Origin of the sequence: Peribacillus simplex (genome assembly GCF_030123325.1) — a bacterium.
Taxonomy (GTDB): Bacteria; Bacillota; Bacilli; order Bacillales; family DSM-1321; genus Peribacillus; species Peribacillus simplex_D.
Window position 1 is genome coordinate 3,713,555 of the sequence record NZ_CP126106.1, and the last position, 25,120, is coordinate 3,738,674.

A 25,120-nucleotide genomic window follows, 5' to 3' on the forward strand; every position below is an offset into this window, starting at 1 on the left:
TTGTCTTCTCAGTTCCTGATGAAACAAGATTTTTTGGCAAGCCACCCGTCATTCAGCATTTTCCATAATTCGAGGCAGGATAAAACTGAACGTCGTCCCTTTATTAGGTAAACTGTTTACCGAAATGAAGCCATCATGGGCATTGATTATATTTTTTACGATTGCCAAACCCAACCCGGTGCCCGAACGGCCGCGGGTCCTTGCTTTATCCGCTTTATAAAACCTCTCGAATACAAAAGGCAAATCTTCTTCGGGGATTCCAGATCCAGAGTCCCTCACATCAATGATCAGCCCCCTTCGATCACTTGTCCTCTGAATGACATCAATGTTACCGCCCGGAGGAGTATGACGAATCGCATTATCAATTAAATTGGTCAAAACCTGTTCAATGCGGTCCGGGTCGAAATGCCATTGAATTTGATCGTCTTGCATGCTGGCTGATATTGTGATCCCTTTTTCTTTAGCCAGTCCGGAAAACTTACTAGTAATCCTCTTTAAATAAGGAGAAATAGGTACACATTCATAGCTAAGGTTCATTTTACCCGATTCCAATTTAGCTAGATCGAGGAGATCATTCACTAAACGGCCCATTCTCAATGACTCATCATAGATGATGCGGGCCATTTCCACCTTTTCCTCTTCACTGCTCGCAATGTCATCTACAATCGCTTCACTATATCCTTGCAACATTGAAATCGGCGTTCTTAACTCATGGGAGACATTCGCTATGAAATCAGTCCTAAGTTTGTCCATGCGTCTTTCATCACTCATATCCCGTATGATGGCCACCGCTCCACGAATATTGTCGGCATTTGTATAAAGCGGACTGACAATGAATCCCCAATCACGGCCCTGCAAAGTAATTTCTCCGACTTGCTCCTTATCGAAGGACTCTGATTCATCAAAAAGATTCATCAAAACCAATGGGACATTTCCATTATCCTCCCGGTTATAGCCCTTTTCAAAGTACCAGGATTGCAGAAACCTTTCTGCTGGCGGATTCGTTTCGAGAATTGTGCCATCTTTATTGAAGGTAATGACCCCATCTGCCATACTGCTAAGAATGCTTGAAAGATGTTCCTTTTCCTGACTAAGTGCATTCATATTGAATTTCAGCTGTTTTCTCATCTGGTTAAACGCTATGGCAAGCTCACCGATCTCATCTTGGGTCAAGATTGGAACCTTTGTATCAAATTTCCCCCGGGCAATCGCTAGTGCGGCTTCCCTCATCTTCACCAACGGGGCATTGATTCTGGTAGATAAAAAGAAAGCAAAAATCGTTGTCAAAATAATGGCGATGCCTGCTGCCAATAAAATGAACTGTGTAGTTGATTTTGTGGTTTCTTCCATGGACTCCAACGATTGAAATAGGAATACTTCATCCTGTTCCCCATTCAATTCAAGTGGGATCCCTACTACGATTGCGGACAATTCCTCATTGCCTGCATCATCTGATAGCGCCATTTCCTTTTTTACAGTCTTTCTTTCCGTAAAAACCTTGATCAATTCGGAATCGTTTTTAATGAGTTCCGGCGTGATTTCGAACTCATTATCTCCTCCGATTGATGAGAATATCATTTTGTCATCATTAAGAATGATCATTTTCGATTCATTGCCTATTAATTCCGAAGCTATTTGTAAAACCTCATTGCTGGACCCCTGATGTTCATTGGTTACCTTAATGATTTGTTCAGCAGTTTTGGTTAAATCATTTTCAATATTTTCAATCTGGAAATTCTCAAAGAATTCGACCAGCAGAACGGTTAAAACAATTAATACAAACGACACGAGCAATAGGATCGTTGCCCATAGCTTCCCTACAACACTGCCCCATAGCATCAGTCATTAATGACTTCGAACTTGTAACCTACACCCCAAACAGTGACAATCATCTTGGCTGCGTTTTCGGATATGCGGTTTAATTTTTCACGTAGGCGTTTAACATGCGTGTCAACAGTTCGAAGATCCCCAAAGAATTCATAGTGCCACACTTCTTTTAACAATTGCTCCCGGTCGAAAACCTTATCTGGGGATTTCGCCAAGAAATATAATAATTCATATTCTTTTGGTGTTAATGAAACCTCTTTGTTATCAGCAAGTACACGGTGGGCATCATTATCAATGGTTAGATGTGAGAAGACGATCACATCTTTTGCCGTCGTTTCCGTCTGCATAAAACTAGTGCTTGAAGATCGACGTAATAAAGCTTTAACCCTTAATACGACTTCACGGGGACTGAACGGTTTTACGATATAATCATCGGTCCCCACTTCGAATCCTTGAACGCGGTTCACTTCTTCCCCTTTAGCAGTCAGCATGATAATCGGTGTCGTCTTCTTTTCCCTTAATTCACGGCAAACTTCGATTCCATCTTTACCAGGCATCATAATATCCAATAAAATTAAATCATAATCATTTTCAAGGGCTTTTGTTAAAGCCATATCTCCATTTTCTGCTTCATCGATTATGTATTCTTCTCTTTCCAAATACATCTTTAGCAGCCGGCGGATTCTTTCCTCATCATCCACCACGAGAATTTTTATAGCATTATACATTATGTAATCAGCCTCCTATCATATATTCTACAAAATGAAAACTTCCATGACTAATACTTTTTCCTTACAAAGTACGATAAAGAGCCAATTTTCCATGGCTTTCATGAACCTTTCACCATTTTGTCACAAAAAAAAGACTTCGACCGCTCACTAAAAGTTCATAAATGCTATTTCGCAGAAAAATCCTTACTAATGGAATTGACTGAAAAAGGGATCATTCTCTAGAAAAATCGATAAGCCAACTCCTCGACGTTTCTATCAAAAGACCCCCTTCATCTAAATATTACAATACAGAATCAAGCATATGAATGCAAACCAGCGATAACAAGATTGACGAATATCAAGTTAAACATAATGATGGCAAAACCGATGACGGCAAGCCAAGCTGATTTTTCCCCTTGCCATCCCTTTGACATTCGCAGATGCAAGAAAGCTGCATAAAACAACCAAGTAACCAGTGCCCAGACCTCTTTCGGATCCCAGCCCCAGAATCGTGTCCAGGCCACTTGAGCCCAGATCATTGCAAAAATGAGGGCACCGAGTGTAAAAATCGGAAAACCGATAAGGACCGAACGATAACTAATCTCGTCCAATAAATTCAAATTCACATTTTTAACGATCGGTTTAATCAATGCTGCCACTCTTTTGCGAGCAATCAACCTTATTAAACCATACAAGACGAGCCCCATACCGAATGACCAAAGTACAGTATTCAGTTTCTTGGCATTGATCAATGGAGGCATGTCCACCAGTGGTTCAAATCGATCAGTCTCGATCAGTCTCCCTTCATTGGGACCAACCAATGCCGGTAGGTTGAATTCCTGTTTGACCTCGGCTCCGTTTTTGTCGACCCAATCAAAATTCGCCTTATAATCCATCGCAGCAAAAGAAGAAGTGATGATGACGAATCCAATGGTGCAGACTAATGTGAACATGATGCCTTCAAGCCAGAACGTTCTTTTGCTTGATTGTGTCTGATCGACGAATTTGATTAAATAAATGATGGCAGTAACGAAACTTATGGCTAGGATCGACTGTCCTGCCGCTGCAGTCGTTACATGAATATGAAGCCAATCGCTCTGCAAAGCAGGAATGAGTGGCGAAATTTCTGTAGGGAACATACTTGCATAAGCGATTATCAATAACGCAATCGGTAAAGCGAATAGCCCAAGGGCAGGTGTTTTATAAAGAAAATAAATTAATATGAAAGCACCGACCAGCATCATTCCGAAAAAGGTCGTAAATTCAAACAGGTTACTTACCGGGGCATGGCCGGCAGCAATCCATCTTGTGATGAAATACCCAATTTGCGCCGCGAAACCGAGAATGGTGATGAAAATGCCCAGTTTAGCCCATTTGTTTTGTTTCTTTTCCTCCGCTCCGCGTTTATCCTTGATCGATCCCCCAAATAAAAAGGTAGCGACAAGATATAATAAGAAAGCTGCATATAAAAAGTTACTGCTTAATTCAGCCATTTAAAACTTCCCCCTTACTAGAAGATTTCTCATCTTCAAGTTGATCCATCGGTTCGGAAAGTGATGTTGATTCTATCGCTTGTTTTATATCTCTTTTAATCCCGTGCCAGTTTTTGTTTGTATGGCCGGCCATTAATATCTCATCATCTTTCCTCTTAATCCATATACGCCGGTGATTCCAATAAGACCCTTGGACAACTCCGATCATGAAAATGATTCCACCCGTGAATAGGATCCAAAGCGTTAAATCCTTCCTGACGGTCAAAGCCGTGACATCTTGGGTTTCCACACCATTAAAAGCCATTTTATAGGTGTTTTCCCCTAAAGGCTCCACAGTCTCCTTGATTGCTACAAAACTGACCTCACCCTCTGGCTTATCCGGAGTATGCATTTTAAAGATAAATGCCGGATTATTCGGAATCTTCGACATCGTTCTAGGTTCACCTTTTTCATCGAACTCGAAATCGGGGAAGTAACTGATCAAGTCAACGGAATATCCTTCTTTCAACTCGTATTTCTTTTGTGGATTGTTCAAATCAACCTTTAAGCTTCCATATTTCTCTTCGGTTTTTTTATTTATCAAATTAAAAGCCATCGTACTGAGCTCATCCAGTTTATAGTCTACTTGGTAGAGGGCATAATTATCATGTTTCAGAGGTTCATTGACTTTGATTTTATAATCTTTAATCTTATCAAGGTCCACTTTTTCCCCTGGTAAGGTATCTCCCTTGCGCTCATACAATGTAACATCGGATTGATAGGTTTTTGCGATCGTACCGGTTTTATCAATTGCAGCACTGTACTGCTCATCTTCTTCATTCTCTTTGTCATACACCTCTAAGGTAAATTCATTATTCTGGAGGTAATATTCACCATTTGTACCCGGGATTTCTTTTCTCTCGCCTTCACGCAGCCAAAGCACTTTGTCGATATACATCCCAGGGACGGAACGCAATAATGCTCCAATTAAGAAAATGATAAGTCCGATATGATTTACATATGGTCCCCAACGTGAAAAACGACCCTTTTCAGCAAGTATATGACCGTTTTCCTCCCGTATATGATAACGCTGCCTTTTTAGTCTATCCTTTACTTCTTCAAGGTTTATATCTTGGTCTTCAAGCTTTGTCACCCCATAAATCCGCTGACGTTTCATGAAACCGTCATGACGTGTGACCCCTTGTTTTTTTAACGATCGATATAATGGAAAGAACCGATCGATACTGGCAATCAATAGTGATATGCCCAGCATGCCTATGATAATCAAATACCACCATGAACTATACAAGTTATGAAATCCAAGTTCATAATACACTCTTCCGAACCAGCCGTATTCCAGTTCATAATGCTCTGCAGGCGTAGCTGTCGAAGGGATGTACATTTCCTGAGGTAAAATCGTCCCGATAGCTGAAGCGATCAAGGCAATGACAATGAGCGTCACCCCTACCTTAACGGAAGAAAAGAAGTTCCATATTTTATCGATGATCGTTTTTTTATATGTTTGTGAACGCCTGGCACTTCCTTCATATCTCATATCAATAAGCTTGTTTTCTCTTTCGTTACCGAGCACCATCCCGCATTTCCCACAAATCTTTGTGCCAAACGGATTTATATGACCACAATCGCATTTTACTTCTTTCATGTCAAAAACTCCCCAATATTATGGTTTAATTCTCTCCATATGCTTTTGGATGCTCTCTTCTGTCAAAGCTCCGGTGATGATATCTATCACTTTCCCCTCTTTATCGACCAAAAAGGTGACAGGCAATATATCCACGCGATAAGCATTTTCCACTTCCCTACCTTTATCGATCATGACAGGAAAGGTCAGATCATGCTTTGTAATGAAATTATTGACAGCATAGTCAGATTCCCCGACATTAACCGCCAATATTTCAACGCCCTGCTCTTTAAAGTTTTTATATTGATTGTCCATATAAGGCATTTCGTATTCACACGGCTTGCAATATGTACCCCAAAAGTTCAGGAAGACGCCTTTTCCCTTGTAATCGGAAAGTTTATGCTCTTTGCCTTCCATATCAGTCAAGACGAAATTGGGTGCATCGGATCCTTTTCTCAGGCTTTCATTCTTATCTTTAGTGAAGTTCGTATAAAGGGCAAACACTAAAGCTGCACCTAAAAGCAGGAGAATGATGGTTCTGCTAATTAGGCGTCGCTTCTTTTTATCCATAGAGATCCTCCTAAGGCCACACTAAATTTAACCATACCATTATACCATTTAACGCCATGTCCTTTTTATTTACATTTCTGAAGGTTTTGTGACATTATTTCCTGATTCATGAAGGAAAAGGTATTTATAGGTTGTTTTCCACCACCCATTCTTCCAGGGCAAGAATGGGGCAGTGGTTTCAACCTATTAATACAGGAAAAATTCTTTCTTACATTCTCCGCTGTTTAGGTTCGGTCGTTGCTAAAGTCCGCATTAATTTAACTTCATGTGGAGTCAGCTCCCGGGAATCTCCTGCTGTTAAACCGTCCAAGGTCAAGAAACCATATTGTTCCCTCTTCAATTTAATGACGGGATGGCCAATCGCTTCGAACATCCGGCGGACTTGCCTGTTCCTGCCTTCATGTATTGTGATTTCAACTATCGCCGTTTCCTTCTTCTTGTCGGTAGACAATACCCTTGTCTTGGCTGGTGCAGTCTTGCCATCCTCCAACTTGATACCTTTATCCAACTTTTTCAAGCTTTCACGCAAAGGCATCCCTTTCACTTTTGCCACATACACTTTATCCACTTCATGCTTCGGATGCATTAACGTGTTTGCAAATTCCCCGTCATTGGTTAAAATCAATAAGCCCGAAGTATCGTAATCCAAGCGGCCAACTGGATAAATCCGTTCATTGATGTAAGGGAAAAAGTCAGTTACTACTTTTCTATTCTTATCATCAGAAACTGCCGAAATTACACCGCGCGGTTTATAGAATAGGAAATAAACCGGGGCTTCTTTTTCTAGCGGGACTTCATTAACCTCAACTTTGTCATTAGGCCCAACTTTCACACCTAATTCCTTCACTACTTTGCCGTTCACTTTTACCTTACCTTCTAAAATCAACTCTTCTGCTTTACGGCGGGAAGCCAGTCCAGCATGTGCTATCACCTTTTGTAATCGTTCCATCTATCTTCACCCCATAGTATAATCATTCGTTTGTTATTGTCTATACATACACAATCATACAATTATTACATATTGAGAGGCAAAAACAAAAGGTTTTTCGCGAATAAGAGCTTTTCTTTTATTATTACACCAATAATGGGACGGTTAAATGGGTTGGTTTCCATAATGAGTGTAACATAGCTTATTTTTCCATACAAAAAAATGTTTCTTTTGGATGAAAGTTCGATTCCGTATAAAAATGGAGAGCTTAGCATAGCCGAGTGTTTAAGAAAAAAGACAAAAAAAAAGAAATGGAAGCGCCCATTTCCCCTAGCCTTTAATTCATACCGAAAACCAATGTGACGACGATGACGGCAGCTATGATACCGATCAAGTCTGCCAAAAGACCGACCTTTAGGGCATCACCCATTTTTTTGATTCCGACAGCTCCAAAATAAACGGTCAATACATAGAATGTGGTATCTGTACTTCCCTGAATCGTGGCAGCCAAGCGCCCAATAAAGGAATCCGGTCCATAAACAGATATCAGGTCGCTGGTTATTCCTAAAGCGGCTGTTCCGGATATTGGTCTAATAATCGCAAGTGGTAAAACCTCAGACGGAAAATGAAGAAGGGAAAGCAAGGGGTGCAGTGATTGTACAATGAAATCTAAGGCCCCTGATGCCCTAAATACTGAAATCGCCACTAGCATCCCTACCAGGAAAGGGATGAGGGAAAAAGACATGCTGATTCCTTCTTTCCCCCCCTCAACGAAGGTCTCATAAGTGGGAACTCTTTTCAATGTGCCGTACAGTAATATACAGAGGATCAAAATTGGTATCATCCAAATTGAAATGGTGGTCATCCAGTGCAACATCCTATTCCCTCCCGCTCCTCTTTCTCTTGTAATAAAAATACCGATCTATCGCGATTCCTCCAACTGCAGAAATGGCCGTTGCTATTATGGTCGGAAAAACGATGTCCGTAGGGGAGTGGGCATCGTAATTCATGCGGATAGCAATGACAGTAGTTGGAATCAACGTTACGCTTGAGGTATTGATGGCTAAAAAGGTGACCATCGAGCGGCTGACCGTTGCTTTTCCCCCATTTAGTTTCTTTAGCTGTTCCATGGCTTTTATACCAAGAGGCGTAGCTGCATTCCCCAATCCGAATGTGTTTGCCATCATATTGGAAAGTATATATCCCATAGCGGGATGATTAGGAGGCACTTCAGGGAATAGCCACCTCATGAACGGCTTGAACAAATTGGATAGTTTATCTAACAGTCCCGATTCCTCCGCTATTTTCATCAAACCCAGCCAAAAGACAAGTATGCTCATCAATCCCAGGCAAAGGGTGACCGCTTCCTTTGCGCTGACAAATAGAGCTTCATTCACCTGATCCATCGTCCCATTAATCATGCCAAAGACAATACCGATCACAAACATCCCGACCCAAATGTAATTAACCATTGCGTCCGATTCCCAATACCGCTTCAAATACCTCAGCCCATGAAGATTGGAATGATTGTTGCTTGAAGCTTTCTTTTGATTCCCCATAAAAAATCGAACGACTTCCTATTTTCTTTCCATCGAGATAGATGGATGCCCTGCCGACCACTGCCGGGATTTTCCTTTTATCCTTCCAAGCCCTTTGTGGCTTCAACAACTTCATTTTCACATTGACCAACTTTCTCTCTTCTTTTGTCAGCGGGTACGAAAAATCATTTTTAATGTAGACATGCCCTTTATATGTTTTATTTTCCATATTCTTTACCATGCCTTCAGGTAAAATTTCTGTTGGCGTATAATCCTTAAATGCGGATTCGTACATTTGAATATGATCATTCCAATCATCCGGACCATTCAATGTCACAGCGATCAGGTCATGCCCGTTTTTTGTTGCGGTCGTGACCAAGGTACGTTTTGCTAGTTTGGTATACCCAGTTTTCCCCCCTGTGCAATATTCGTACAATTGTGTAAGTAGGCGGTTTTTGTTCTTCCATACATAATCCCATTGTTCTGTGGAATTAGGTGCCCTGTGTTCCTTTGTGCCGGCAATCTTAACATATGTTTCATTTTGCATGGCATAACGAGTGAGTATGGCCATATCGTATGCGGTTGAATAATGGTTCTTCGTATTATCCAAACCATGTGGATTCGAAAAATGGGTATTTTTCATCCCGATTTCTTCAGCCTTTTGATTCATCATCCACACGAACCCATCCAGGCTTCCACCAACCTTTTCGCTGATTGCGACTGCTGCATCATTACCTGAACGAAGCATCAAGCCGTAAACCAAATCTTCGAGCTTAATTCTTTCTCCTTCTTTTAAATATAGTGACGAGCCCTCCGTCCCGAAGGCATTGCTGCTCACCTTCACCGTTTCATCCATTAGTCCCGATTCAATAGCCAAGATAGCCGTCATTATTTTCGTAATGCTTGCTATGCGGTTCTTTTCATGAGCATTCACTTCATATATGACCCTACCGCTATCCTCATCCATCAAAATCGCACTATGGGCACTTACGGATACATTTGCATTGGCGCTTTGTACGGGTGCCATAAAAGACAACAGGAGAATGACGATACACAAACTTGATAACCCTTTATATGGAAAACGCATGAGTGCCCCCTCGTCTCTTTAGTTGTTTTTGTACAAGTTTATGCAAATGGACAAGGGTTATGAATAAAAGAATGTAAACCTTCATGATATCTATTGATTTTCAACATAAAAAAATCGATAGGGGCCCCCTATCGATTTAGTGTTCTATCATACTAATAATGCAGCGATTTCATCAATTTTCTTAGCTCCGAATACCACTTCTTCGTCATTGATGATCATGGCCGGAACGCTCATGACTTTATATTTCTTCTTGATTTCCTGGAAATTGCTTATATCGACCATTTCAGCTTCAACGTTAGGGTTTTCAATCGCAATGCGCTGTGCACCCACTACAACGTCTGGACAGTAGTGACATGCCAATGAAACCATAACCTTAATGTTCGCTTTTTTACTGATTCCCTTAATTGAATTCAATACGGCCGAATCCAATGCTTGACCAGGTCCGGCCAGGTTATAGATAGCCAAAATGAAGGAATTCAACTCATGGCCGCCTGGTACACCGTGGTACTTGACGCCACTGTATTCACCATTCGAATTTAAGAGGGAAACGACAGGGAATTTATCTGCATTGATTTTTTCTTCAATTTCCGGACTTTCCCCCTTGTTGTATAATTCAAGATGCAGCTTGTCTCCTAATTCCGCAACATCCAACAAGAAGTCTCGCAATTCGACTGATTTTGGCAAACTTTCATCGACGATGGACACCAATGTTACTTCGCTCTCCATCTTGCCGAAGATTCCCTTTAATTGACCGCGTAACGCATCACTTAATAAAGCGCTCTTGCCTGCCGGGACAGCGGCCTGTTCTTTTTTCGCCGGTTTTTCAACTTCAGGTTCATCCTTGATTCCTAGGCGATCTTTTTCTTCTTCAATATATTTACCGGCATCCGTTGCTGCAATCGCTCCATCAGATACAGCTGTGATGATCTGACGCAAGGATTTTGGCCTTAGGTCGCCCGCTGCGTAGATACCTTTGACATTTGTCTTCATATCATCATCGGTTAAAATGTAACCAGCATGATCCATTTCGATATGGCCCTTGAAAATTTCCGTTTTCGGCTCATATCCTATGAAAACGAAAACTCCAAACGTACTGTCTTCTTCCTTCGCCTTATATTCAAATTCTTCTTTAGTCGCATTATTGATGAAACGGGCACTTTGAATCATCCCGTCTCCATATACCCCAAGGATCTCCGTATTGAATTTCACTTCAATCTTATCATTTGCCATCACTTTATCCACAATGGACGGAGCACACGAGAAGCTTGATTCCCGTGCGATGATTGTAACTTTTGTAGCAAAGCGTGTCAGGAATATAGCTTCTTCAGCGGCTGCATATCCTGCCCCGATAACGAAAACTTCCAACCCTTCAAAGAATTCACCATCACATGTTGAACAATATGCTACACCGCGGCCAGTAAATTCCTCTTCACCTGGAAATCCTAGTGTTCTTGGAGAAGCACCCGTTGCAATGATGACGGCGCGGGCATGGTAGTCCCCGCCAAGGGTTTTAACGACTTTCACCTCACCGGAGAAATCCACGCCAGTTACATCAGCTTTGGCGAATTCAACGCCAAAATCTTCGTTTTGTAGCTTCATTTCTTCAACTAACCTAGGGCCCGATATATGACGGATACCAGGATAATTGGCTATTTCCGATGTAGTTGCAGCTTGTCCGCCGCCAGTTCCTTTTTCAAGAATTATTGTTTTTAACTTAGCTCTTCCTGCATAAACGCCCGCTGAGAGGCCTGCCGGTCCGCCACCAATAATTAATAAATCATATATTTTTTTCATCTTTTGTGCTCCTTGCTGAATGATAATACGTGCTAAACTGATTATTTTGAAAAACAAAAGGCACTTATTTTAGGTAAGTGCCTTTTGTCGTAAGATCTTGTAGGACGAGTTGTCCCAGTAATCGTAATCAATGCTGGGTATGTCCATTACTTGCAGTAATGGACCATCCCATTAAAATTAAAGTTTACCTACAAGGTCTAGGCTTGGTTCAAGAGTGGCTTCACCTGGAGTCCATTTTGCAGGGCAAACTTTATCTCCATGTTCCGCTACGAATTGTGCAGCTTGAACTTTTCTTACAAGTTCTTCAGCATTACGGCCAATTCCTAGATCATTAATTTCGTATGCTTTAATTTGTCCTTCCGGATTTACGATGAAAGTTCCACGTAGAGCCAATCCATCTTCTTCAATCAATACACCGAATTGACGGGATAAAACGTTTGCTGGGTCAGCTAACATTGGATATTGGATTTTACCGATTGTATCAGTTGCATCAGCCCATCCTTTGTGGCTGAAATGAGTATCTGTTGAAACTGAGTAAACTTCACAACCAATTTCCTTGAATGTTTCATAGTTATCTTGAAGATCAGCTAATTCAGTTGGACATACGAAAGAGAAGTCAGCTGGGTAGAAAAAGAATACTGCCCATTTTCCTTTAACATCTTCAAGTGTAACTTCTTTGAATTCTCCTGCATGGTAAGCTTGTACTTTAAAATCTTCAACTTGTTTATTGATCAATGACATAATAAATTCCTCCAATAGCTATTTTTTTATCTGCTCCTGTTTATAATAATTATTAAATAGAAACTAGTCAATAAATATACCTTAATAATTTTTAAGTTCACAAATTGGTCACAGATTTTATATTGATATAAATTAATTTTTTTAAAAAACCCATAGTTCTTCAAAGTAGCATATTTAACACATTTCCAATGTTATTTCAAGGATTTAAATAAGACATATGCTCATTATTCCGTGAGATGATATCCTCTCCTTTTCAATCTAATTATAATATCCAAATGAGAATCATAAGTCGCTTCCAAATAAAATTTGCAGCTCCCCCCTCATATACTTCCCATATTTTCCATAAAAAATTCTTGGTACAAAATTTCAGGCAAAAAAAAACGAACCTTCACGGCCCGTATATTTGTAATTGGTTCTCTAAAGACTATCCTATATTTTATCAGTTATTGCTTTTTCCAAATAAGCTTTTTCGCTTCGGTGAACCTTACGGCTGTTTTCGGCCAGTTTACAACGTCCCACCATTTGTCCACATAGGCTGCCCGATTATTTTTATATTGCAGGTAATAAGCATGCTCCCATACATCCAGAACAAGGATTGGGATCGTATCCCACTGGGTCAAAACCATATGCAATTCCGATTGAAGTATTTCTAGGCGCCGTGCACGCGGAACCCAGACTAAAATCGCCCAGCCAACACCTTCTACTTGTTTGGCAGCTTCACTAAAATGGCTTTTAAAAGCTGCAAAGCTTCCAAAATCCGTCTCAATCTGTTTGAGTAAATCCCCCCTTGGCTGTCCGCCCCCTCCCGGAATCATCTCTTCCCAGAACAGCGTATGGAGATAATGGCCTGACCCATGAAAGGCAGCTTCCTTTTCCCAATGTTTCAACAGGGAAAAATCTTTCGTTTCCCTCGCTTTTTTCATCATTAATTCCGCTTTATTCAGACCATCGACATATGCTTGATGATGCTTATCATGATGCAGATACATGATTTCCCTTGAAATCGTCGGTTCCAACGCATCATAGGCATAAGGTAACGGCGGTAGCGTATGATTCCCAATTGGCACTGATTGCCTATCCTGTATACTGAATTCTCTAGCGAGTTCTTCAATTTCCTCGTAGACCCGAGCCATCTCTTCTTCAATCAGGACCATATCCTCATAATCCATTTCTTCCTCGGCCATATCTTTTGTCAACTGGGAAAGCCGTTCAATATTTGACAGCAATGGCGAATCGGTGATATCGATCTTCTCAAGATATTCCATCACCCCATCAACCCAATCACTTACCTCTTTAGCATAATCTCTTTCATCAGACATCTTGCAACCTCCTCTTATGCACATAAATCATCAAAGTATTTTATGTTTTGATTAAGCGGAGATTCCATTTATAGCAAAAAAACAGCTAGGCCTCTTAAGCCTAGCTGTTTCATTATCTTGACTGTAACATTTTCGTCCGGTAATCCGTTTCATAAAACTCCAATTCTTCACGCATGGTCTGGAATCCACTTTCCACGGCCTTCAGAATGGATATTATGCTGTCAGGTACACTTTGGTGAAATTTAATCGAGTTTTTTCCTGTATAGGCAGATCTGCTGTCCTCAAACCACCGATCAGATTTTGGGGAAAAGTATTCTTCGATACATTGATGATAAACTCTATAAAGCGTCTTTTCAGCTGCAGCTTTATTGAAAACATCATTTTTCAGAACGATTTGGCAAGCCTCCAAGCCCTCTTCACAACTTACAAGCATTCTTCTTAAACTAGAAAGGATTCCTTTATAATAGGTTTCATCCCCGCTTTTTTCCTCTTGCAGCTTAGAATAGGTCGTCTCATTTAGAAATTCCTCTAGTTGAGCCACTGTCGTTTCTAAAAACCCTTTTACATCCTCAAGCTGAGATTTTACCAATGTATTCCCCAACCGTGAACCCTCCTCAAAATGATTAAGATTGAATATAATAGTCAACATGTGACTCTATATCATATGGTTTAGCTTGGTCAATAGATATAAACACTTTCTCCAATTTTTCAAAATCTATATTTTCGAAATAACCAGCCATCTCTTTTTCTGCATTTATATAAATACGTTTTCGGTTAACCAGGCCCGGGTCTTTGAGTAGACAGACCATCGCAATGATATCGGCCATATAAATATCTCTGTTAGGGCTTTTGAATATAGGATTGGCAGGATATGGGGTCCAACGGGTGACCATCTCATCAAAATAACGAAGATACAGTACATTCAGCGTCTTTTCTTCTCCATCCTTTATGTATTGTATAACGGATCGATTAAAGAAGTCCTCAGGTGAATTTGACTTTTCCTTTTCAAGCCCAAATCCATTGCATGCTACAATTCGCACCTGCCATCCCCCCGTATTCATTTTTTTCTATATTATCACAATTTATTGAAAAATGTTATTCGATTGTTTGCTGAAATTTTTCAAAAAACAGATCGGCTTCACCATTTTCAAAGCTATCATCCGAATTATCTGCGAGAGGCGGTAATTCATCAATTGAATTCAGGCCGAAGTAATCCAAAAACTCTTTTGTTGTCCCATATAAATAAGCCCGGCCCGAGCCTTCAGCACGTCCGACCTCTTTTATTAAGACTTTTGTGACAAGTGTATGAATGGGGCGTTCCGTTTTCACTCCGCGTATTTCATCAATTTCAGCTCTAGTAATCGGCTGCTTATAGGCAATGATTGCGAGTGTTTCCAAAGCCGCCTGGGACAATCCTTGAGTGCTTGATGTTTCCACCAGCCTTTTCAAGTAATCCGAGTGCTCTTTCTTAGTCGTCATTTGATAAACACCCGCTATTTCGATCACCTGAATCCCGCGTACATCCGATATATATTCTTCCTTTAAACTTTCAACGATGTCGGTTGCTTGATATTCCGTAATTTCCAGGACAGAGGCAATTTGTTTGACGGATAGCCCTTCATCTCCGGCAGCAAACAATAATGCCTCAAGAATCCCTTTCCAATTAATAACTTCCAACTGGTTCTACACCTTCCTTAGCAGCAATCATGATATCCGAAAAATTATCTTCCTGTTCAACGATGATTTCATTTAATTTCATCAGTTCCAGCACCGCCATAAACGTGATGACGATATGCTCTTTAACCGGGATCGAGAACAGTTCAAAAAAACTTTTCTTTCCTTTAATCGATTGTAGCTCAATCATGATTTCATCCATTCTTTTCTCTATCGATATCTCTTGTTTCGTTACCTTCGTGTAAAGCGGCTTTTGAATTTTTTGCCTTCGCAGCAGTTTTTGAAGAGCCCCCAACATATCGTATAGACTTATATTCAACTCTTGCTTATCATTTTCCGCTTCTTTTACATAAACTGATAAATCACTTGGGGGTTTGGTGAAAATCAAGCTTCTTTCTTCTTCCATCCCTTTAAATTCTTGGGCTGCATTTTTATACTTTTTATATTCTAATAGTTTTTCCACAAGCTCATCCCGTGGATCTTCCTCAAATATTTCGCCATCTTCATCCATCATTAGTTCATCTTCATGCTTTGGAAGCAACGTTTTACTCTTGATGGCAAGCAGCGTTGCAGCCATCACCAGATATTCGCTGGCGACATCCAATTCAAGATGCTGCATCGTATGGATGTAACTTAGGTATTGATCTGTAATATCAGCCATCGGAATATCGTAGATGTCTATTTCCAGGCGATTAATCAAGTGCAGAAGTAAATCCATCGGTCCTTCGAAAGCGTCAATTTTTATATTATAACCCATTAAATTACCTCATTTAAATCTAATTGGCCGATATAGACCTATTTCTTTTACTAATCAAGTATAGTGGATTGCCGCCCTTTATCCAAATAATAATTTACTGACCTCAGAAAACTTTTTATTTGGGATTACCGTCAAATGGGTTGTTGCCCAATCACATTCCGAAATCCAACATAACCTAGAAATGTAAGAATAGCAGAACAAAGGAGGTACTCATTATGGGTTCAGGTGGTTTTGGAAACGGCGGCGGATTCGCGTTTATTGTAGTATTGTTCATTTTATTAGTTATCGTCGGTGCTTCTTGGTGTTAAATGAAGACCGTTGAATCAAGCTGATTGCCTTGCAATCGGCTTTCTTTATTTTCCAAGAAAAAATTCTATGCTAAACTTAGTGAGTATGCATAGCGGTGTTAAGCTATAAGAAATGGCTTTTTGCCTTACTTTAGATGATTCCATCAAACAAAAGGGGTGCTCCTATTGAATTACGCGGAAGACTACCTTTCTTTCCTTGTCCATTTCCATGGTCCAAGGGATTACTTCGAATGTCATGAAATACTTGAAGAATATTGGAAGGAAACCGCACCAAAAGACCGTGACTCTCATTGGGTCGGGCTCATTCAAATTGCGGTTGCCCTGTATCATGATCGCAGGGGAAATAAAAAGGGGGCTGCAAGGACCCTGTCTAAAGCCCTGGCAAATCTCCGCCTTAAAGAGGCCGAGCTCCTAAAGTTGGGACTCGATACAGAACGACTGTTCAAATTGCTCGGGGACACCCATGTGCGAATGTTATCACAAAAGCCATATAAAAGCATTAATCTGCCGATAGCCGATCAAAGCTTGATCGAAAAATGCCAGTCCATCTGTTTGCAAGAAGGGTACATATGGGGTACAGCTAGCGACTTGGCTAATTCATCAATAGTTGATAAGCATCTAATGCGTGACCGTTCGGATGTCATTTCAGAAAGGGCTCGGCAGCTATCTCTACGAAAAACAAGAATGGAGGACCGCCCTTAAAGGCGGTCCTCCATTCAAGCTTTCATATTCAAAAATCTTCACACCTGTCAAGAAAGCTTTCCGTAAACTCATTTGCTTTTAATTCTTTGTCAGGATATTGCTCCTTGATGGCCCTGACCATCGTTTTGCCGATACCTTGCTTCCGGAAGGATGGATTTACGGATATATGCTGTATCTCAATGTGGTTTGGAGAGACTTCTATCCCGATCAGGCCCGTAATCTCTTCATCTTTCCATAAGAACAGCTGTAGATTTTCATCCGTTTCATAATTCTTCATCGTATTCCGAAGCGTTTTTATCTCTTTTTCATTTGGCATGAAAGATAATAATCCCATGGCAAACTTCTCATAACTTTTCTTATACTTAATCAACATAATATCCCTCGTTACTAAATAACGTTTTTATTATCTTCCCGTTTCCAATTAATTTGCTTTGAATAATAATCCTCACATATAACATTTACATCATACATAAAAACTTCGTTCGTTTCAACATCACTTTCAGCACTTTATTTATCGATGTGCTATGTGCTAAGCGATAAACAGCCAATATATGATTCCCCACATCAAAGCGATAATAAGCATCATAAGTAAAAGAGTCTTATTACTTTTCCTCATCCCATACTCCCTTTATGAATGGTCCAAATATTTAAATAACGAATTCATTCTACTATAACTTAACACAATCTGACAAATATCCTTGCAATCTTGCTTCGATTTTACTACATTGGTAAAGTGATCTAGGTTCATAGAGTGCCCTCTTAGGTATAAAAGACAGAGATACACCCAATTTCTACGTTAAAAGAACGTAGCTGCCTTGGGCAATATAAATTTTTTTCAGGAAAATATGTATCTTTTTTATCCTTTGTTTCGTCAAATACTATGAATCTGATTTAAAGTGCCGCCCTTTTATTGAAAGATTCCCAAATCAGCAGGAAAAGTTAAGGAGGATTATCATGAAAAAAATGAATAAATGGGTCATTGTGACCATTTTATTATGTCTATTATTGCCATATAAAGCTTTTGCAGATGCAGCTGTTGGTGAAATGATCGTCACACTTGGTGAGAATTTGACAAATGAACAAAAAAATATGATTTTATCTGAAATGAAAGCACCAAACGATGTTGAGGTTCTAACGGTTACAAATGCGGAGGAACATGAATACTTAGGAGACTATATCGCTAGCCGTCTGATCGGTACAAAAGCGATTTCATCTTCTGCCATCACTTTGGAGGAAAAAGGTACAGGACTTAAACTGGAGTCAAAAAACATCAACTGGGTTACCGATGAAATGTATATCAATGCACTGGCAACTGCTGGAGTAAAAGATGCTACCGTTTATGTCACAGCACCTATACCCGTTTCCGGTACAGCGGCTTTGACAGGAGTCATTAAGGCCTATGAAATCTCTGCCGACAAGAAGATTCCTGAGGATGTGAAACAGGCAGCGAATGAAGAAATGGTGAAAACAGCAAAATTGGGTGATGAAATCGGTACAGAAGAAGCTTCAGCACTGGTTACGAAAATCAAAGAGGAAATGGCTGCAAATCCACCAGCCAATACTGAAGAGGTCCGCGAGGTTGTCGAATCTTCAGCAAAAGACCTTGGCATCACCTTAAATGATGCCCAAGTTCAAAGTTTAATTGATTTATTCAATAAGCTAAAAGAATTGGATATTGATTGGAACGCTGTCGGTGATCAGCTTACAGCAGCTAAAGATAAACTTTCCCATTTTCTTGAATCCGAAGAGGGTCAATCATTTTTGGATAAATTGAAAGAAGTCTTCAGTAGTTTAATAGACGCAATCAAGTCACTTTTCAGCTGAATCAAATAAAAAAAGGATGGCCAATGCCATCCTTTTTTCTATTCTTTAGTGACGACTGCCGCTTGATGAAGGGCCAAATCCAAATGGATAAGATCTTCGTACGTCTCACGTTTGATGACCAAACGGGCTTCTCCATTTTCGGCAAAGACGACAGCCGGTCTTGGAATCCGATTGTAATTATTCGACATGGAATATCCATATGCCCCAGTACAAAATACCGCCAAGACATCACCGCGGCCGGCTTTTGGCAATGGTAAATCCCAAATCAACATATCTCCGCTTTCACAGCATTTCCCGGCAATGGACACTGTCTCTTCTACAGGGTCAAGCGGCCGGTTTGCTAGAATGGCATCATATTTCGCTTCGTAAAGTGCGGGACGTATATTATCACTCATGCCCCCATCAACGGCAATATATTTACGGACATTAGGAACTTCCTTTTCAGAACCGACCTTGTACAGTGTCACACCGGCGTCTCCGACTAATGAACGGCCAGGTTCGATCCAGATTTCAGGCATCACTAAATCAGAATCAGCAATCAGGTTCTGCACTTCCCTAACGATTTCCTCAACATATTGAGACGCCGGTAGCGGATCGTCCTCTTGTGTATACCGAATCCCGAACCCACCTCCGAGATTCAATACCTTTGGTTGAAACCCTACCGATCCGTGCCAATCATTCAGCTTGCCGATAATTTTTTGGGCTGCAAGAAGGAAACCGGTCGTTTGAAAGATCTGGGAACCGATATGACAGTGAAGCCCCAGCACTTCGAGGAATTCACTTTGCAGCGCTTGCCGAAGGGCAGCTTCGGCCTGGCCGTTGATAAGGTCAAAACCAAATTTCGAATCTTCTTGCCCTGTCAAAATATAATCATGCGTATGGGCTTCGATACCAGGTGTTACACGAAGAAGGATTTTCACCTTTTGTTCACGGTTTGTACAAATTTCTTCCAACAGTGTCAACTCTGAAAAATTATCGACTACTATACAGCCAATGTCATGATCCAAAGCCATATGTAGCTCTTCTTCACTTTTGTTATTTCCATGGAAGTGAATCCGTTCCGTTGGGAAATTTGCCTTAATTGCCGTATATAATTCCCCTGCTGAGACAACATCGAGAGAAAGTCCTTCTTGCTCTGCCAACTGGATCATGGCAATCGAAGAAAAGGCCTTACTTGCGTAAGCAACTTGAGCTGAAATCCCCAATTCCTCAAAAGTTCTCTTGAACCCTCTTGCCCGTTCGCGAATTAGCTCTACATCATAAACATATAATGGCGTTCCAAATTGCTCGATCAATTCGATCGTGTCCACTCCGCCAATCTCCAGATGTCCACGTTCATTTACACCACCGGTTCCGTACAAATGCATGATAGCCTCACCTTCCTGACTTAAAACTAAAGATTAATAAGAAATGAGGCAGCCACAAATAAAGAAACCCTGCTGTAAAAGGCCCTCTATATGAACAAGCCTCATCCGAATCGATATCCCATGTAAATATTGTTCTCTATGACTGCTTGGTAGTTCGAAGGGAAAGACAGATTGGTTTAAACTCCAAAGAGTCATAGTAGCTCTATCTCTTTGTGAAGCCTAACAATACCTCTTTATCCGAATAAAATTAAATTACCACAACTTTTCGACAACATCAACCTTTAGATTTTCTCGGCTGCCTATATAGATCCTGGGGATGTACAATACTCGGACGTTCTATAGTGCCAGGATAAGGTCTTCTTAATATTATATGTGACAGGGCCTTTGGCTGAAACGGGAGAAGCGGCCATAAATAAGGCGTATTTAACGTTTTTATACTAGTAAGCATAATAATGTAGAGTGTGATGCCTATGACTAGGCCAGGCACTTTAAATAAAGCGACCAATACTAGCAGGACTAAACGGGAAATTTTATTTGCAACTCCTAATTCTAAACTTGGAGTGACAAATGTACCGATTGTCGCTACGGAAGCGTAGAGAACCACCTCAGGAACAAATAGACCAACATCTATCGCTATCTGTCCTATCAAAACTGCCGCAACCAAGCCCATTGCCGTAGAAAGCGGGGTCGGGGTATGAACGGCTGCCATCCTTAGAAATTCTATCCCAATATCGGAAATGAAGATTTGGATCACAATGGGTATATGCGTTTTATCATTCGGCCCGATATACTCGAACTTCTCCGGCAGGAGGGAAGGCTCTAAACAAAACAATAACCAAATCGGCAGCAAGAATAACGAAACGAAAATCCCGAGAAACCGGACCCAGCGCACCAAGGTCCCAACGGCAGGTGCCTGCCGATACTCCTCAGCGTGCTGCATGTGATGAAAAAGGGTGGACGGGGTAATGATGACACTCGGTGACGTATCCACATAAATAAGGACATGCCCCTCAAGTAAATGCGTTGCCGCCACATCAGCCCGTTCCGTATATCTGACAAGCGGGTATGGGTTATATTTTTGCTTGACGATGAACTCTTCGATCGTTTTATCGGACATCGTTATGCCATCAACTTCAATACTATTCAATTCCTTACGAACGATTTCTATTAAATCCGGATCGGCAATATCTTTAATGTAGCCGATGGATATATCCGATTTCGATCGTTCCCCTACATGCAACATTTCGAAACGTAATCTTTCATCCCGGATTCTTCGTCTGGTTATCGCTGTATTAATGATGATATTCTCGACAAAACCGTCCCTTGATCCACGGACGACTTTTTCCGTATCGGGTTCTACTGGCTGTCTCCCGGGATAACTCCTGACATCCACAACCAATCCTATTGGTTTACCATCAACAACAACGACTATTAAACCGGATAATACCTGATCAACAAGCTCATCCATCGTCTTTATTTCCTCAACGGATTGGTGTACAAGCAGCTCTTTGACTGCATCAAAAACTTTAGTAGTCAAGATTTCCGCATTTTTGTTATGGATAAGAGAATCAAGGATATCAATGATGTACTCTGTATCCGTCAGCCCGTTTATATAGTATAGATGCACATCTTTTCTTAGGACCTTTATCCTTCTTACACCTAAGTCGAAGCTGACGCCCAGACCTACATTCTTTTCCATGTATGCGTCAACTTCCGCTACCCTATCCGGAATCGGTTTCATGTTTTCAGGTTTTTCTGAAGTCATCATGACCACTCCTTTCCAATATGATTTCCACCGCTAGCTTCGTTATCGGTGCTCCTCTTTTAAAATCGTCCTGATGGGACATTTTTCCGATATCCCCTATCCCCACTACTATGGGAACATGTAATTGATCGATGCAATACACCGTATCTCCAGTTATCTTGCCGAGTTCAAATTCTTCGGCGCCGTATTTATCAACCCCGTTCGGTGTCAGGTTACCATCACGGTCAATACAGATATCCACCTTGGTCCATTCTTCCCTTCTAGTCTTTGAAGCGACCGCTATCACACCAAGGACATGAATATCAGGGTGACTGGCAACTACCTTCATTGCCTGTTCGCCTGATCCTTCACCGATAAAGCCGCTATCATCAAACATGACCAATACAGGATCATACTTCGCCTTTTTTATTAATTCAACTAGCTCCAAGCCCGTATATCGTGATGGATTACCTTGGGACATCGAGATACACCTTCCCCCTATTTCCTTGGCTACATGCTCGACAGCCCGTTTCGCATACTCATCTCCATCCGTAATCAATATCACTTTTCGTTTGGTCACCATCTTGGGCCTACCTTTCATCATCAGGAATAGTTACCTCATAAACCTATAAATCCACTAAATACATCCATTGGAATAATGATCCGGCTATTTTTCCCAATACAAGTGCCATTAACAGATAAATGATTTTCTCTTGAATTCCGATTCGCTTTGACAGAACCGGAAACACATTCAGGACTTCAGTTAGGGCAGCAGCAAGCATTCCATTAAATATCCCGTCAGCCAAACCGATCGGAATTAATAAAAAATATGGGAGGGAAAGTTCCGTTTCCTGTAATCCTAACCATGTTCCTGCGACAACGCCGGCAATGATGGCTCCTTCGTAGTAATGAATCATCTTCATTGTTTTTGTTAGCTGAGTCAGTCTCGGAATCACCCCAAGTACAGTTAAAAACGCTACAAAACCGGCACCTGTCGCAAAACCCCCGGCTAAACCGACAAAGATTCCAAAGATAATTTTACCGGTCATCAAGGTGTCGCACATTCTCCTTATTTTCATTCATGATTACATAACTGTCCAAATCCTGCTGATAGTTGAACATTTCAACCTCGAGCGGACTAGGTTCCTCATTGAAGCGTTTTTTAAAAAAGTGATTAAAAAATAGAATCATGCCCATACCAAGGCCGAAGCTATATGGGATTTGGATCAATAACGGCTTTTCATCCACTTTTCCCGTGATTATAGTGAAGATTTTTTGATGCACTTCCCCCATGCTGACATCCACATGAAAATTCATGATCGTCATCCCGCCGCCGACAAATAACAAAAACCAAACTAAGGCGAATGTCAGGTATGACATTTTCTTTTTCGAGAGGATGATTTCGATGATCGTTTGGGAGGGCCCGAATGTCTCCAGTTCAATAGTCGGATCCATCTTGCGGATGGCCACGATAACTTGAGCCAAATCAACGACAATAATATTCTTATCTTCCTTCTTGACCGTTAATAATATAATTTCTTCAATAATGTTAATCACTTCTTCAGGTCCGATTATCCTTGCAATATCTTTTATCCTCACCGTTTGATTTCCCTTTACTTGTACACGGTTCCTCATCCTGATATATACAACTGCCACTATCATCACATCCCGACCTTTTATTTCCTTATGCTAGTAGTATGGTTTGGAAGCAGTTTGAAAATGCAGGAAGTGAACCATGTCCAAATATTACTAATTTGAAAATAAAAAAAGACACGCTGCAATGACAGCATGTCTTTTTGATTACAGATATACATTAATGAGTGGGGAAGAAAATCAGCTGAATCAAAAATATTAATCCAAAAATATAAATGAGGGGATGTACCGATTTTCCCTTTCCACTGAATACCTTCATAAGGGGAAATGTAATGAACCCGATTGCAATCCCTGTAGATATACTTGAAGTAAGCGGCATCGTTAAAATGATCGCAAATGCCGGAAATGCCTCATCGAAAATTTTCCAATTTACTTTAGCCAGCCCTTCCATCATGAAACATCCTACAATGATCAAAACGGGAGCTGTGATTGCTTGAACGGAAGAAATTGCCGATATCAATGGAGAAAAGAAAATCGATGCAGCAAACAAGATTGCCACGACAGTAGCGGTTAATCCCGTACGTCCGCCTGCGGCCACTCCCGTGCTCGATTCAACATAGGCCGTCGAAGGACTTGTACCAAACATCGAGCCGACTGTCGTCGCGATCGCATCACCTAAAAAGGCTTTCTTGGCACGAGGGATTTTCCCATCCTTCGTCAATCCAGCCTGTTCCGTCACGCCAATCAAGGTTCCTGTCGTATCAAAGATCGTCACAAGTAAAAAGGCGAAAACAATTGAATATAATGAATTCGTGAAGACCCCAGCAATATCGATATCGAAAAATACCGGTGTTGGAGGCACAGATAAGACCCCATCAAAGTTGAGCAAATCGATAAAGTAGCCAATGATTGCCGTAATGATCATACCAATGAAAATTGCCCCTTTAATATTACGGGCCATAAAAATCAAGGTAATGAATAACCCTGCTAACGCTAAAACGGTTCCAGGCTGGTGCAAATCACCAAGCGTAACCATCGTTGATTCATTAGGCACTACGATTCCGGCATTTTTCAATCCGATAAACGCAATGAATAAACCAATTCCGGATGTGATGCCATATTTTAATGAGTTAGGAATCGCATCAATTATCATTTTACGCAAGCTTGTCACGCTAATTAATAGAAATAGCAAACCGGCAATGAAAACCGTACCGAATACGGTCTGGTATGAAAGGCCCTGTGCCCCCACTACGCTGGCAAAATAAGCATTCAAGCCCATTCCTGGTGCTATCGCAATCGGGTATTTTGCAACAAGCCCCATGATAAGGGTACCAATCACCGCTGATATGACCGTTGCCATGAAAACTTGTTCAAATGGAATTCCGATTGAAGACAATAAAGCCGGATTCACAATAAGGATATAAACCATAGTTAAAAATGTCGTAACACCCGCCATGACTTCTGTACGGACATCCGTCCCATTTTCTTTCAGGGAGAAAAACTTTTTCAAAAACATATTTTAG

Annotated in this window: 26 protein-coding genes; 3 read left to right on the forward strand and 23 right to left on the reverse strand. The window is 40.9% G+C overall.

Annotated elements, in window-relative coordinates; translation table 11 throughout:
• Positions 1–48: 48 nt before the first annotated feature.
• The 16 genes from QNH43_RS17495 to QNH43_RS17570 all read right to left on the reverse strand — a co-directional run bounded on the left by QNH43_RS17495 (position 49) and on the right by QNH43_RS17570 (position 16,059).
• Positions 49–1,842, reverse strand: a complete 1,794-nt coding sequence (locus QNH43_RS17495) for an ATP-binding protein (RefSeq protein ID WP_283918391.1) — start codon at positions 1,840–1,842, stop codon at positions 49–51.
• Positions 1,839–2,555, reverse strand: a complete 717-nt coding sequence (locus tag QNH43_RS17500; protein ID WP_076365580.1) for a response regulator — start codon at positions 2,553–2,555, stop codon at positions 1,839–1,841. Before QNH43_RS17500 ends, QNH43_RS17495 begins: the two co-directional genes overlap by 4 nt.
• Positions 2,556–2,851: 296 nt before the next feature.
• Positions 2,852–4,030, reverse strand: a complete 1,179-nt coding sequence (gene ccsB, locus QNH43_RS17505; RefSeq protein WP_076365578.1) for a c-type cytochrome biogenesis protein CcsB — start codon at positions 4,028–4,030, stop codon at positions 2,852–2,854.
• Entirely contained in the window at positions 4,023–5,672 is a 1,650-nt protein-coding gene (resB, locus tag QNH43_RS17510) for a cytochrome c biogenesis protein ResB (protein ID WP_283915095.1), read from the reverse strand. The genes ccsB and resB overlap by 8 nt, the downstream gene beginning before the upstream one ends.
• 18 nt (positions 5,673–5,690) lie before the next feature.
• Positions 5,691–6,221, reverse strand: coding sequence for a thiol-disulfide oxidoreductase ResA (gene resA, locus QNH43_RS17515; protein WP_283915096.1), 531 nt, complete (start codon positions 6,219–6,221; stop codon positions 5,691–5,693).
• Between the two features lie 208 nt (positions 6,222–6,429).
• Entirely contained in the window at positions 6,430–7,170 is a 741-nt protein-coding gene (gene rluB / locus QNH43_RS17520; RefSeq protein ID WP_034308106.1) for a 23S rRNA pseudouridine(2605) synthase RluB, read from the reverse strand.
• Between the two features lie 316 nt (positions 7,171–7,486).
• Entirely contained in the window at positions 7,487–8,014 is a 528-nt protein-coding gene (locus tag QNH43_RS17525) for a spore maturation protein (protein WP_397221699.1), read from the reverse strand.
• A gap of 13 nt (positions 8,015–8,027) precedes the next feature.
• The gene (locus QNH43_RS17530; protein WP_076365572.1) at positions 8,028–8,621 is read right to left on the reverse strand and encodes a nucleoside recognition domain-containing protein; all 594 of its coding nucleotides are present in this window, start codon (positions 8,619–8,621) and stop codon (positions 8,028–8,030) included.
• Entirely contained in the window at positions 8,614–9,774 is a 1,161-nt protein-coding gene (locus QNH43_RS17535; protein ID WP_283915097.1) for a D-alanyl-D-alanine carboxypeptidase family protein, read from the reverse strand. The genes QNH43_RS17530 and QNH43_RS17535 overlap by 8 nt, the downstream gene beginning before the upstream one ends.
• A gap of 147 nt (positions 9,775–9,921) precedes the next feature.
• On the reverse strand, positions 9,922–11,568 hold the full coding sequence (locus tag QNH43_RS17540) for an FAD-dependent oxidoreductase (protein WP_283915098.1): 1,647 nt from the start codon (positions 11,566–11,568) through the stop codon (positions 9,922–9,924).
• Positions 11,569–11,745: 177 nt separating this feature from the next.
• Complete coding sequence (gene ahpC, locus QNH43_RS17545; protein ID WP_063233159.1) at positions 11,746–12,309, reverse strand: alkyl hydroperoxide reductase subunit C; 564 nt, start codon at positions 12,307–12,309, stop codon at positions 11,746–11,748.
• 443 nt (positions 12,310–12,752) lie between these two features.
• On the reverse strand, positions 12,753–13,628 hold the full coding sequence (locus tag QNH43_RS17550; RefSeq protein WP_283915099.1) for a superoxide dismutase: 876 nt from the start codon (positions 13,626–13,628) through the stop codon (positions 12,753–12,755).
• Positions 13,629–13,740: 112 nt separating this feature from the next.
• Positions 13,741–14,229 (reverse strand): YpuI family protein, encoded by a 489-nt coding sequence (locus QNH43_RS17555; protein WP_076365564.1) that lies wholly within the window; start codon positions 14,227–14,229, stop codon positions 13,741–13,743.
• Positions 14,230–14,251: 22 nt separating this feature from the next.
• Complete coding sequence (locus QNH43_RS17560) at positions 14,252–14,668, reverse strand: hypothetical protein (protein WP_076365562.1); 417 nt, start codon at positions 14,666–14,668, stop codon at positions 14,252–14,254.
• 55 nt (positions 14,669–14,723) lie between these two features.
• Positions 14,724–15,305: an SMC-Scp complex subunit ScpB gene (gene scpB, locus QNH43_RS17565; RefSeq protein WP_076365560.1), complete on the reverse strand. Its 582-nt coding sequence runs from the start codon at positions 15,303–15,305 to the stop codon at positions 14,724–14,726.
• The gene (locus tag QNH43_RS17570; RefSeq protein ID WP_283915100.1) at positions 15,292–16,059 is read right to left on the reverse strand and encodes a segregation/condensation protein A; all 768 of its coding nucleotides are present in this window, start codon (positions 16,057–16,059) and stop codon (positions 15,292–15,294) included. The genes scpB and QNH43_RS17570 overlap by 14 nt, the downstream gene beginning before the upstream one ends.
• A 215-nt stretch (positions 16,060–16,274) precedes the next feature.
• Between QNH43_RS17570 and QNH43_RS17575 the strand changes: the two genes are divergently transcribed.
• Together QNH43_RS17575 and QNH43_RS17580 are read left to right on the forward strand one after the other, a co-directional pair.
• Positions 16,275–16,367 carry a YjcZ family sporulation protein gene (locus QNH43_RS17575; protein WP_283915101.1) on the forward strand — a complete coding sequence of 31 codons (93 nt, stop codon included), beginning with the start codon at positions 16,275–16,277 and terminating at the stop codon, positions 16,365–16,367.
• Between the two features lie 165 nt (positions 16,368–16,532).
• On the forward strand, positions 16,533–17,069 hold the full coding sequence (locus QNH43_RS17580) for a DUF309 domain-containing protein (protein WP_283915102.1): 537 nt from the start codon (positions 16,533–16,535) through the stop codon (positions 17,067–17,069).
• A gap of 28 nt (positions 17,070–17,097) precedes the next feature.
• On the opposite strand, the gene QNH43_RS17585 is transcribed toward QNH43_RS17580, so the two are convergent.
• Entirely contained in the window at positions 17,098–17,442 is a 345-nt protein-coding gene (locus tag QNH43_RS17585; protein ID WP_076365552.1) for a GNAT family N-acetyltransferase, read from the reverse strand.
• Between the two features lie 581 nt (positions 17,443–18,023).
• On the opposite strand from QNH43_RS17585, the gene QNH43_RS17590 reads away from it, so the two are divergent.
• Positions 18,024–18,893 carry a DUF1002 domain-containing protein gene (locus tag QNH43_RS17590; protein ID WP_283915103.1) on the forward strand — a complete coding sequence of 290 codons (870 nt, stop codon included), beginning with the start codon at positions 18,024–18,026 and terminating at the stop codon, positions 18,891–18,893.
• A gap of 38 nt (positions 18,894–18,931) precedes the next feature.
• Here the strand turns inward: QNH43_RS17590 and lysA are convergent, their stop codons facing one another.
• The 6 genes from lysA to QNH43_RS17620 form a co-directional block, all read right to left on the reverse strand.
• Positions 18,932–20,260 (reverse strand): diaminopimelate decarboxylase, encoded by a 1,329-nt coding sequence (gene lysA / locus QNH43_RS17595; protein ID WP_283915104.1) that lies wholly within the window; start codon positions 20,258–20,260, stop codon positions 18,932–18,934.
• Positions 20,261–20,534: 274 nt separating this feature from the next.
• Positions 20,535–22,001 (reverse strand): spore germination protein, encoded by a 1,467-nt coding sequence (locus QNH43_RS17600; RefSeq protein WP_397221697.1) that lies wholly within the window; start codon positions 21,999–22,001, stop codon positions 20,535–20,537.
• A 4-nt stretch (positions 22,002–22,005) separates the two neighbouring features.
• A complete protein-coding gene (locus QNH43_RS17605) occupies positions 22,006–22,587 on the reverse strand; it encodes a stage V sporulation protein SpoVABEA (protein ID WP_076365546.1) in 582 nt (193 codons plus the stop codon).
• A 43-nt stretch (positions 22,588–22,630) separates the two neighbouring features.
• The gene (locus QNH43_RS17610) at positions 22,631–23,053 is read right to left on the reverse strand and encodes a stage V sporulation protein AB (protein WP_076365544.1); all 423 of its coding nucleotides are present in this window, start codon (positions 23,051–23,053) and stop codon (positions 22,631–22,633) included.
• Positions 23,043–23,663, reverse strand: coding sequence for a stage V sporulation protein AA (locus QNH43_RS17615; protein ID WP_283918392.1), 621 nt, complete (start codon positions 23,661–23,663; stop codon positions 23,043–23,045). The genes QNH43_RS17610 and QNH43_RS17615 overlap by 11 nt, the downstream gene beginning before the upstream one ends.
• Positions 23,664–23,817: 154 nt before the next feature.
• A complete protein-coding gene (locus QNH43_RS17620; RefSeq protein ID WP_283915105.1) occupies positions 23,818–25,113 on the reverse strand; it encodes an NCS2 family permease in 1,296 nt (431 codons plus the stop codon).
• Positions 25,114–25,120 lie beyond the last annotated feature (7 nt).

What these genes read in the sequence shown, in the direction of transcription:
- QNH43_RS17535 (WP_283915097.1), bottom strand. Translation starts at nt 9,774, where the DNA reads ATGCGTTTTCCATATAAAGGGTTATCAAGTTTGTGTATCGTCATTCTC.
- QNH43_RS17500 (WP_076365580.1), bottom strand. Translation starts at nt 2,555, where the DNA reads ATGTATAATGCTATAAAAATTCTCGTGGTGGATGATGAGGAAAGAATC.
- rluB (WP_034308106.1), bottom strand. Translation starts at nt 7,170, where the DNA reads ATGGAACGATTACAAAAGGTGATAGCACATGCTGGACTGGCTTCCCGC.
- QNH43_RS17530 (WP_076365572.1), bottom strand. Translation starts at nt 8,621, where the DNA reads ATGGTTAATTACATTTGGGTCGGGATGTTTGTGATCGGTATTGTCTTT.
- QNH43_RS17540 (WP_283915098.1), bottom strand. Translation starts at nt 11,568, where the DNA reads ATGAAAAAAATATATGATTTATTAATTATTGGTGGCGGACCGGCAGGC.
- QNH43_RS17610 (WP_076365544.1), bottom strand. Translation starts at nt 23,053, where the DNA reads ATGACCGGTAAAATTATCTTTGGAATCTTTGTCGGTTTAGCCGGGGGT.
- QNH43_RS17600 (WP_397221697.1), bottom strand. Translation starts at nt 22,001, where the DNA reads ATGAAACCGATTCCGGATAGGGTAGCGGAAGTTGACGCATACATGGAA.
- lysA (WP_283915104.1), bottom strand. Translation starts at nt 20,260, where the DNA reads ATGCATTTGTACGGAACCGGTGGTGTAAATGAACGTGGACATCTGGAG.
- resB (WP_283915095.1), bottom strand. Translation starts at nt 5,672, where the DNA reads ATGAAAGAAGTAAAATGCGATTGTGGTCATATAAATCCGTTTGGCACA.
- ahpC (WP_063233159.1), bottom strand. Translation starts at nt 12,309, where the DNA reads ATGTCATTGATCAATAAACAAGTTGAAGATTTTAAAGTACAAGCTTAC.
- resA (WP_283915096.1), bottom strand. Translation starts at nt 6,221, where the DNA reads ATGGATAAAAAGAAGCGACGCCTAATTAGCAGAACCATCATTCTCCTG.
- QNH43_RS17550 (WP_283915099.1), bottom strand. Translation starts at nt 13,628, where the DNA reads ATGTCTGATGAAAGAGATTATGCTAAAGAGGTAAGTGATTGGGTTGAT.
- ccsB (WP_076365578.1), bottom strand. Translation starts at nt 4,030, where the DNA reads ATGGCTGAATTAAGCAGTAACTTTTTATATGCAGCTTTCTTATTATAT.
- QNH43_RS17525 (WP_397221699.1), bottom strand. Translation starts at nt 8,014, where the DNA reads ATGACCACCATTTCAATTTGGATGATACCAATTTTGATCCTCTGTATA.
- QNH43_RS17620 (WP_283915105.1), bottom strand. Translation starts at nt 25,113, where the DNA reads ATGTTTTTGAAAAAGTTTTTCTCCCTGAAAGAAAATGGGACGGATGTC.
- QNH43_RS17590 (WP_283915103.1), top strand. Translation starts at nt 18,024, where the DNA reads ATGAAAAAAATGAATAAATGGGTCATTGTGACCATTTTATTATGTCTA.
- QNH43_RS17575 (WP_283915101.1), top strand. Translation starts at nt 16,275, where the DNA reads ATGGGTTCAGGTGGTTTTGGAAACGGCGGCGGATTCGCGTTTATTGTA.
- QNH43_RS17605 (WP_076365546.1), bottom strand. Translation starts at nt 22,587, where the DNA reads ATGGTGACCAAACGAAAAGTGATATTGATTACGGATGGAGATGAGTAT.
- QNH43_RS17570 (WP_283915100.1), bottom strand. Translation starts at nt 16,059, where the DNA reads ATGGGTTATAATATAAAAATTGACGCTTTCGAAGGACCGATGGATTTA.
- QNH43_RS17585 (WP_076365552.1), bottom strand. Translation starts at nt 17,442, where the DNA reads ATGTTGATTAAGTATAAGAAAAGTTATGAGAAGTTTGCCATGGGATTA.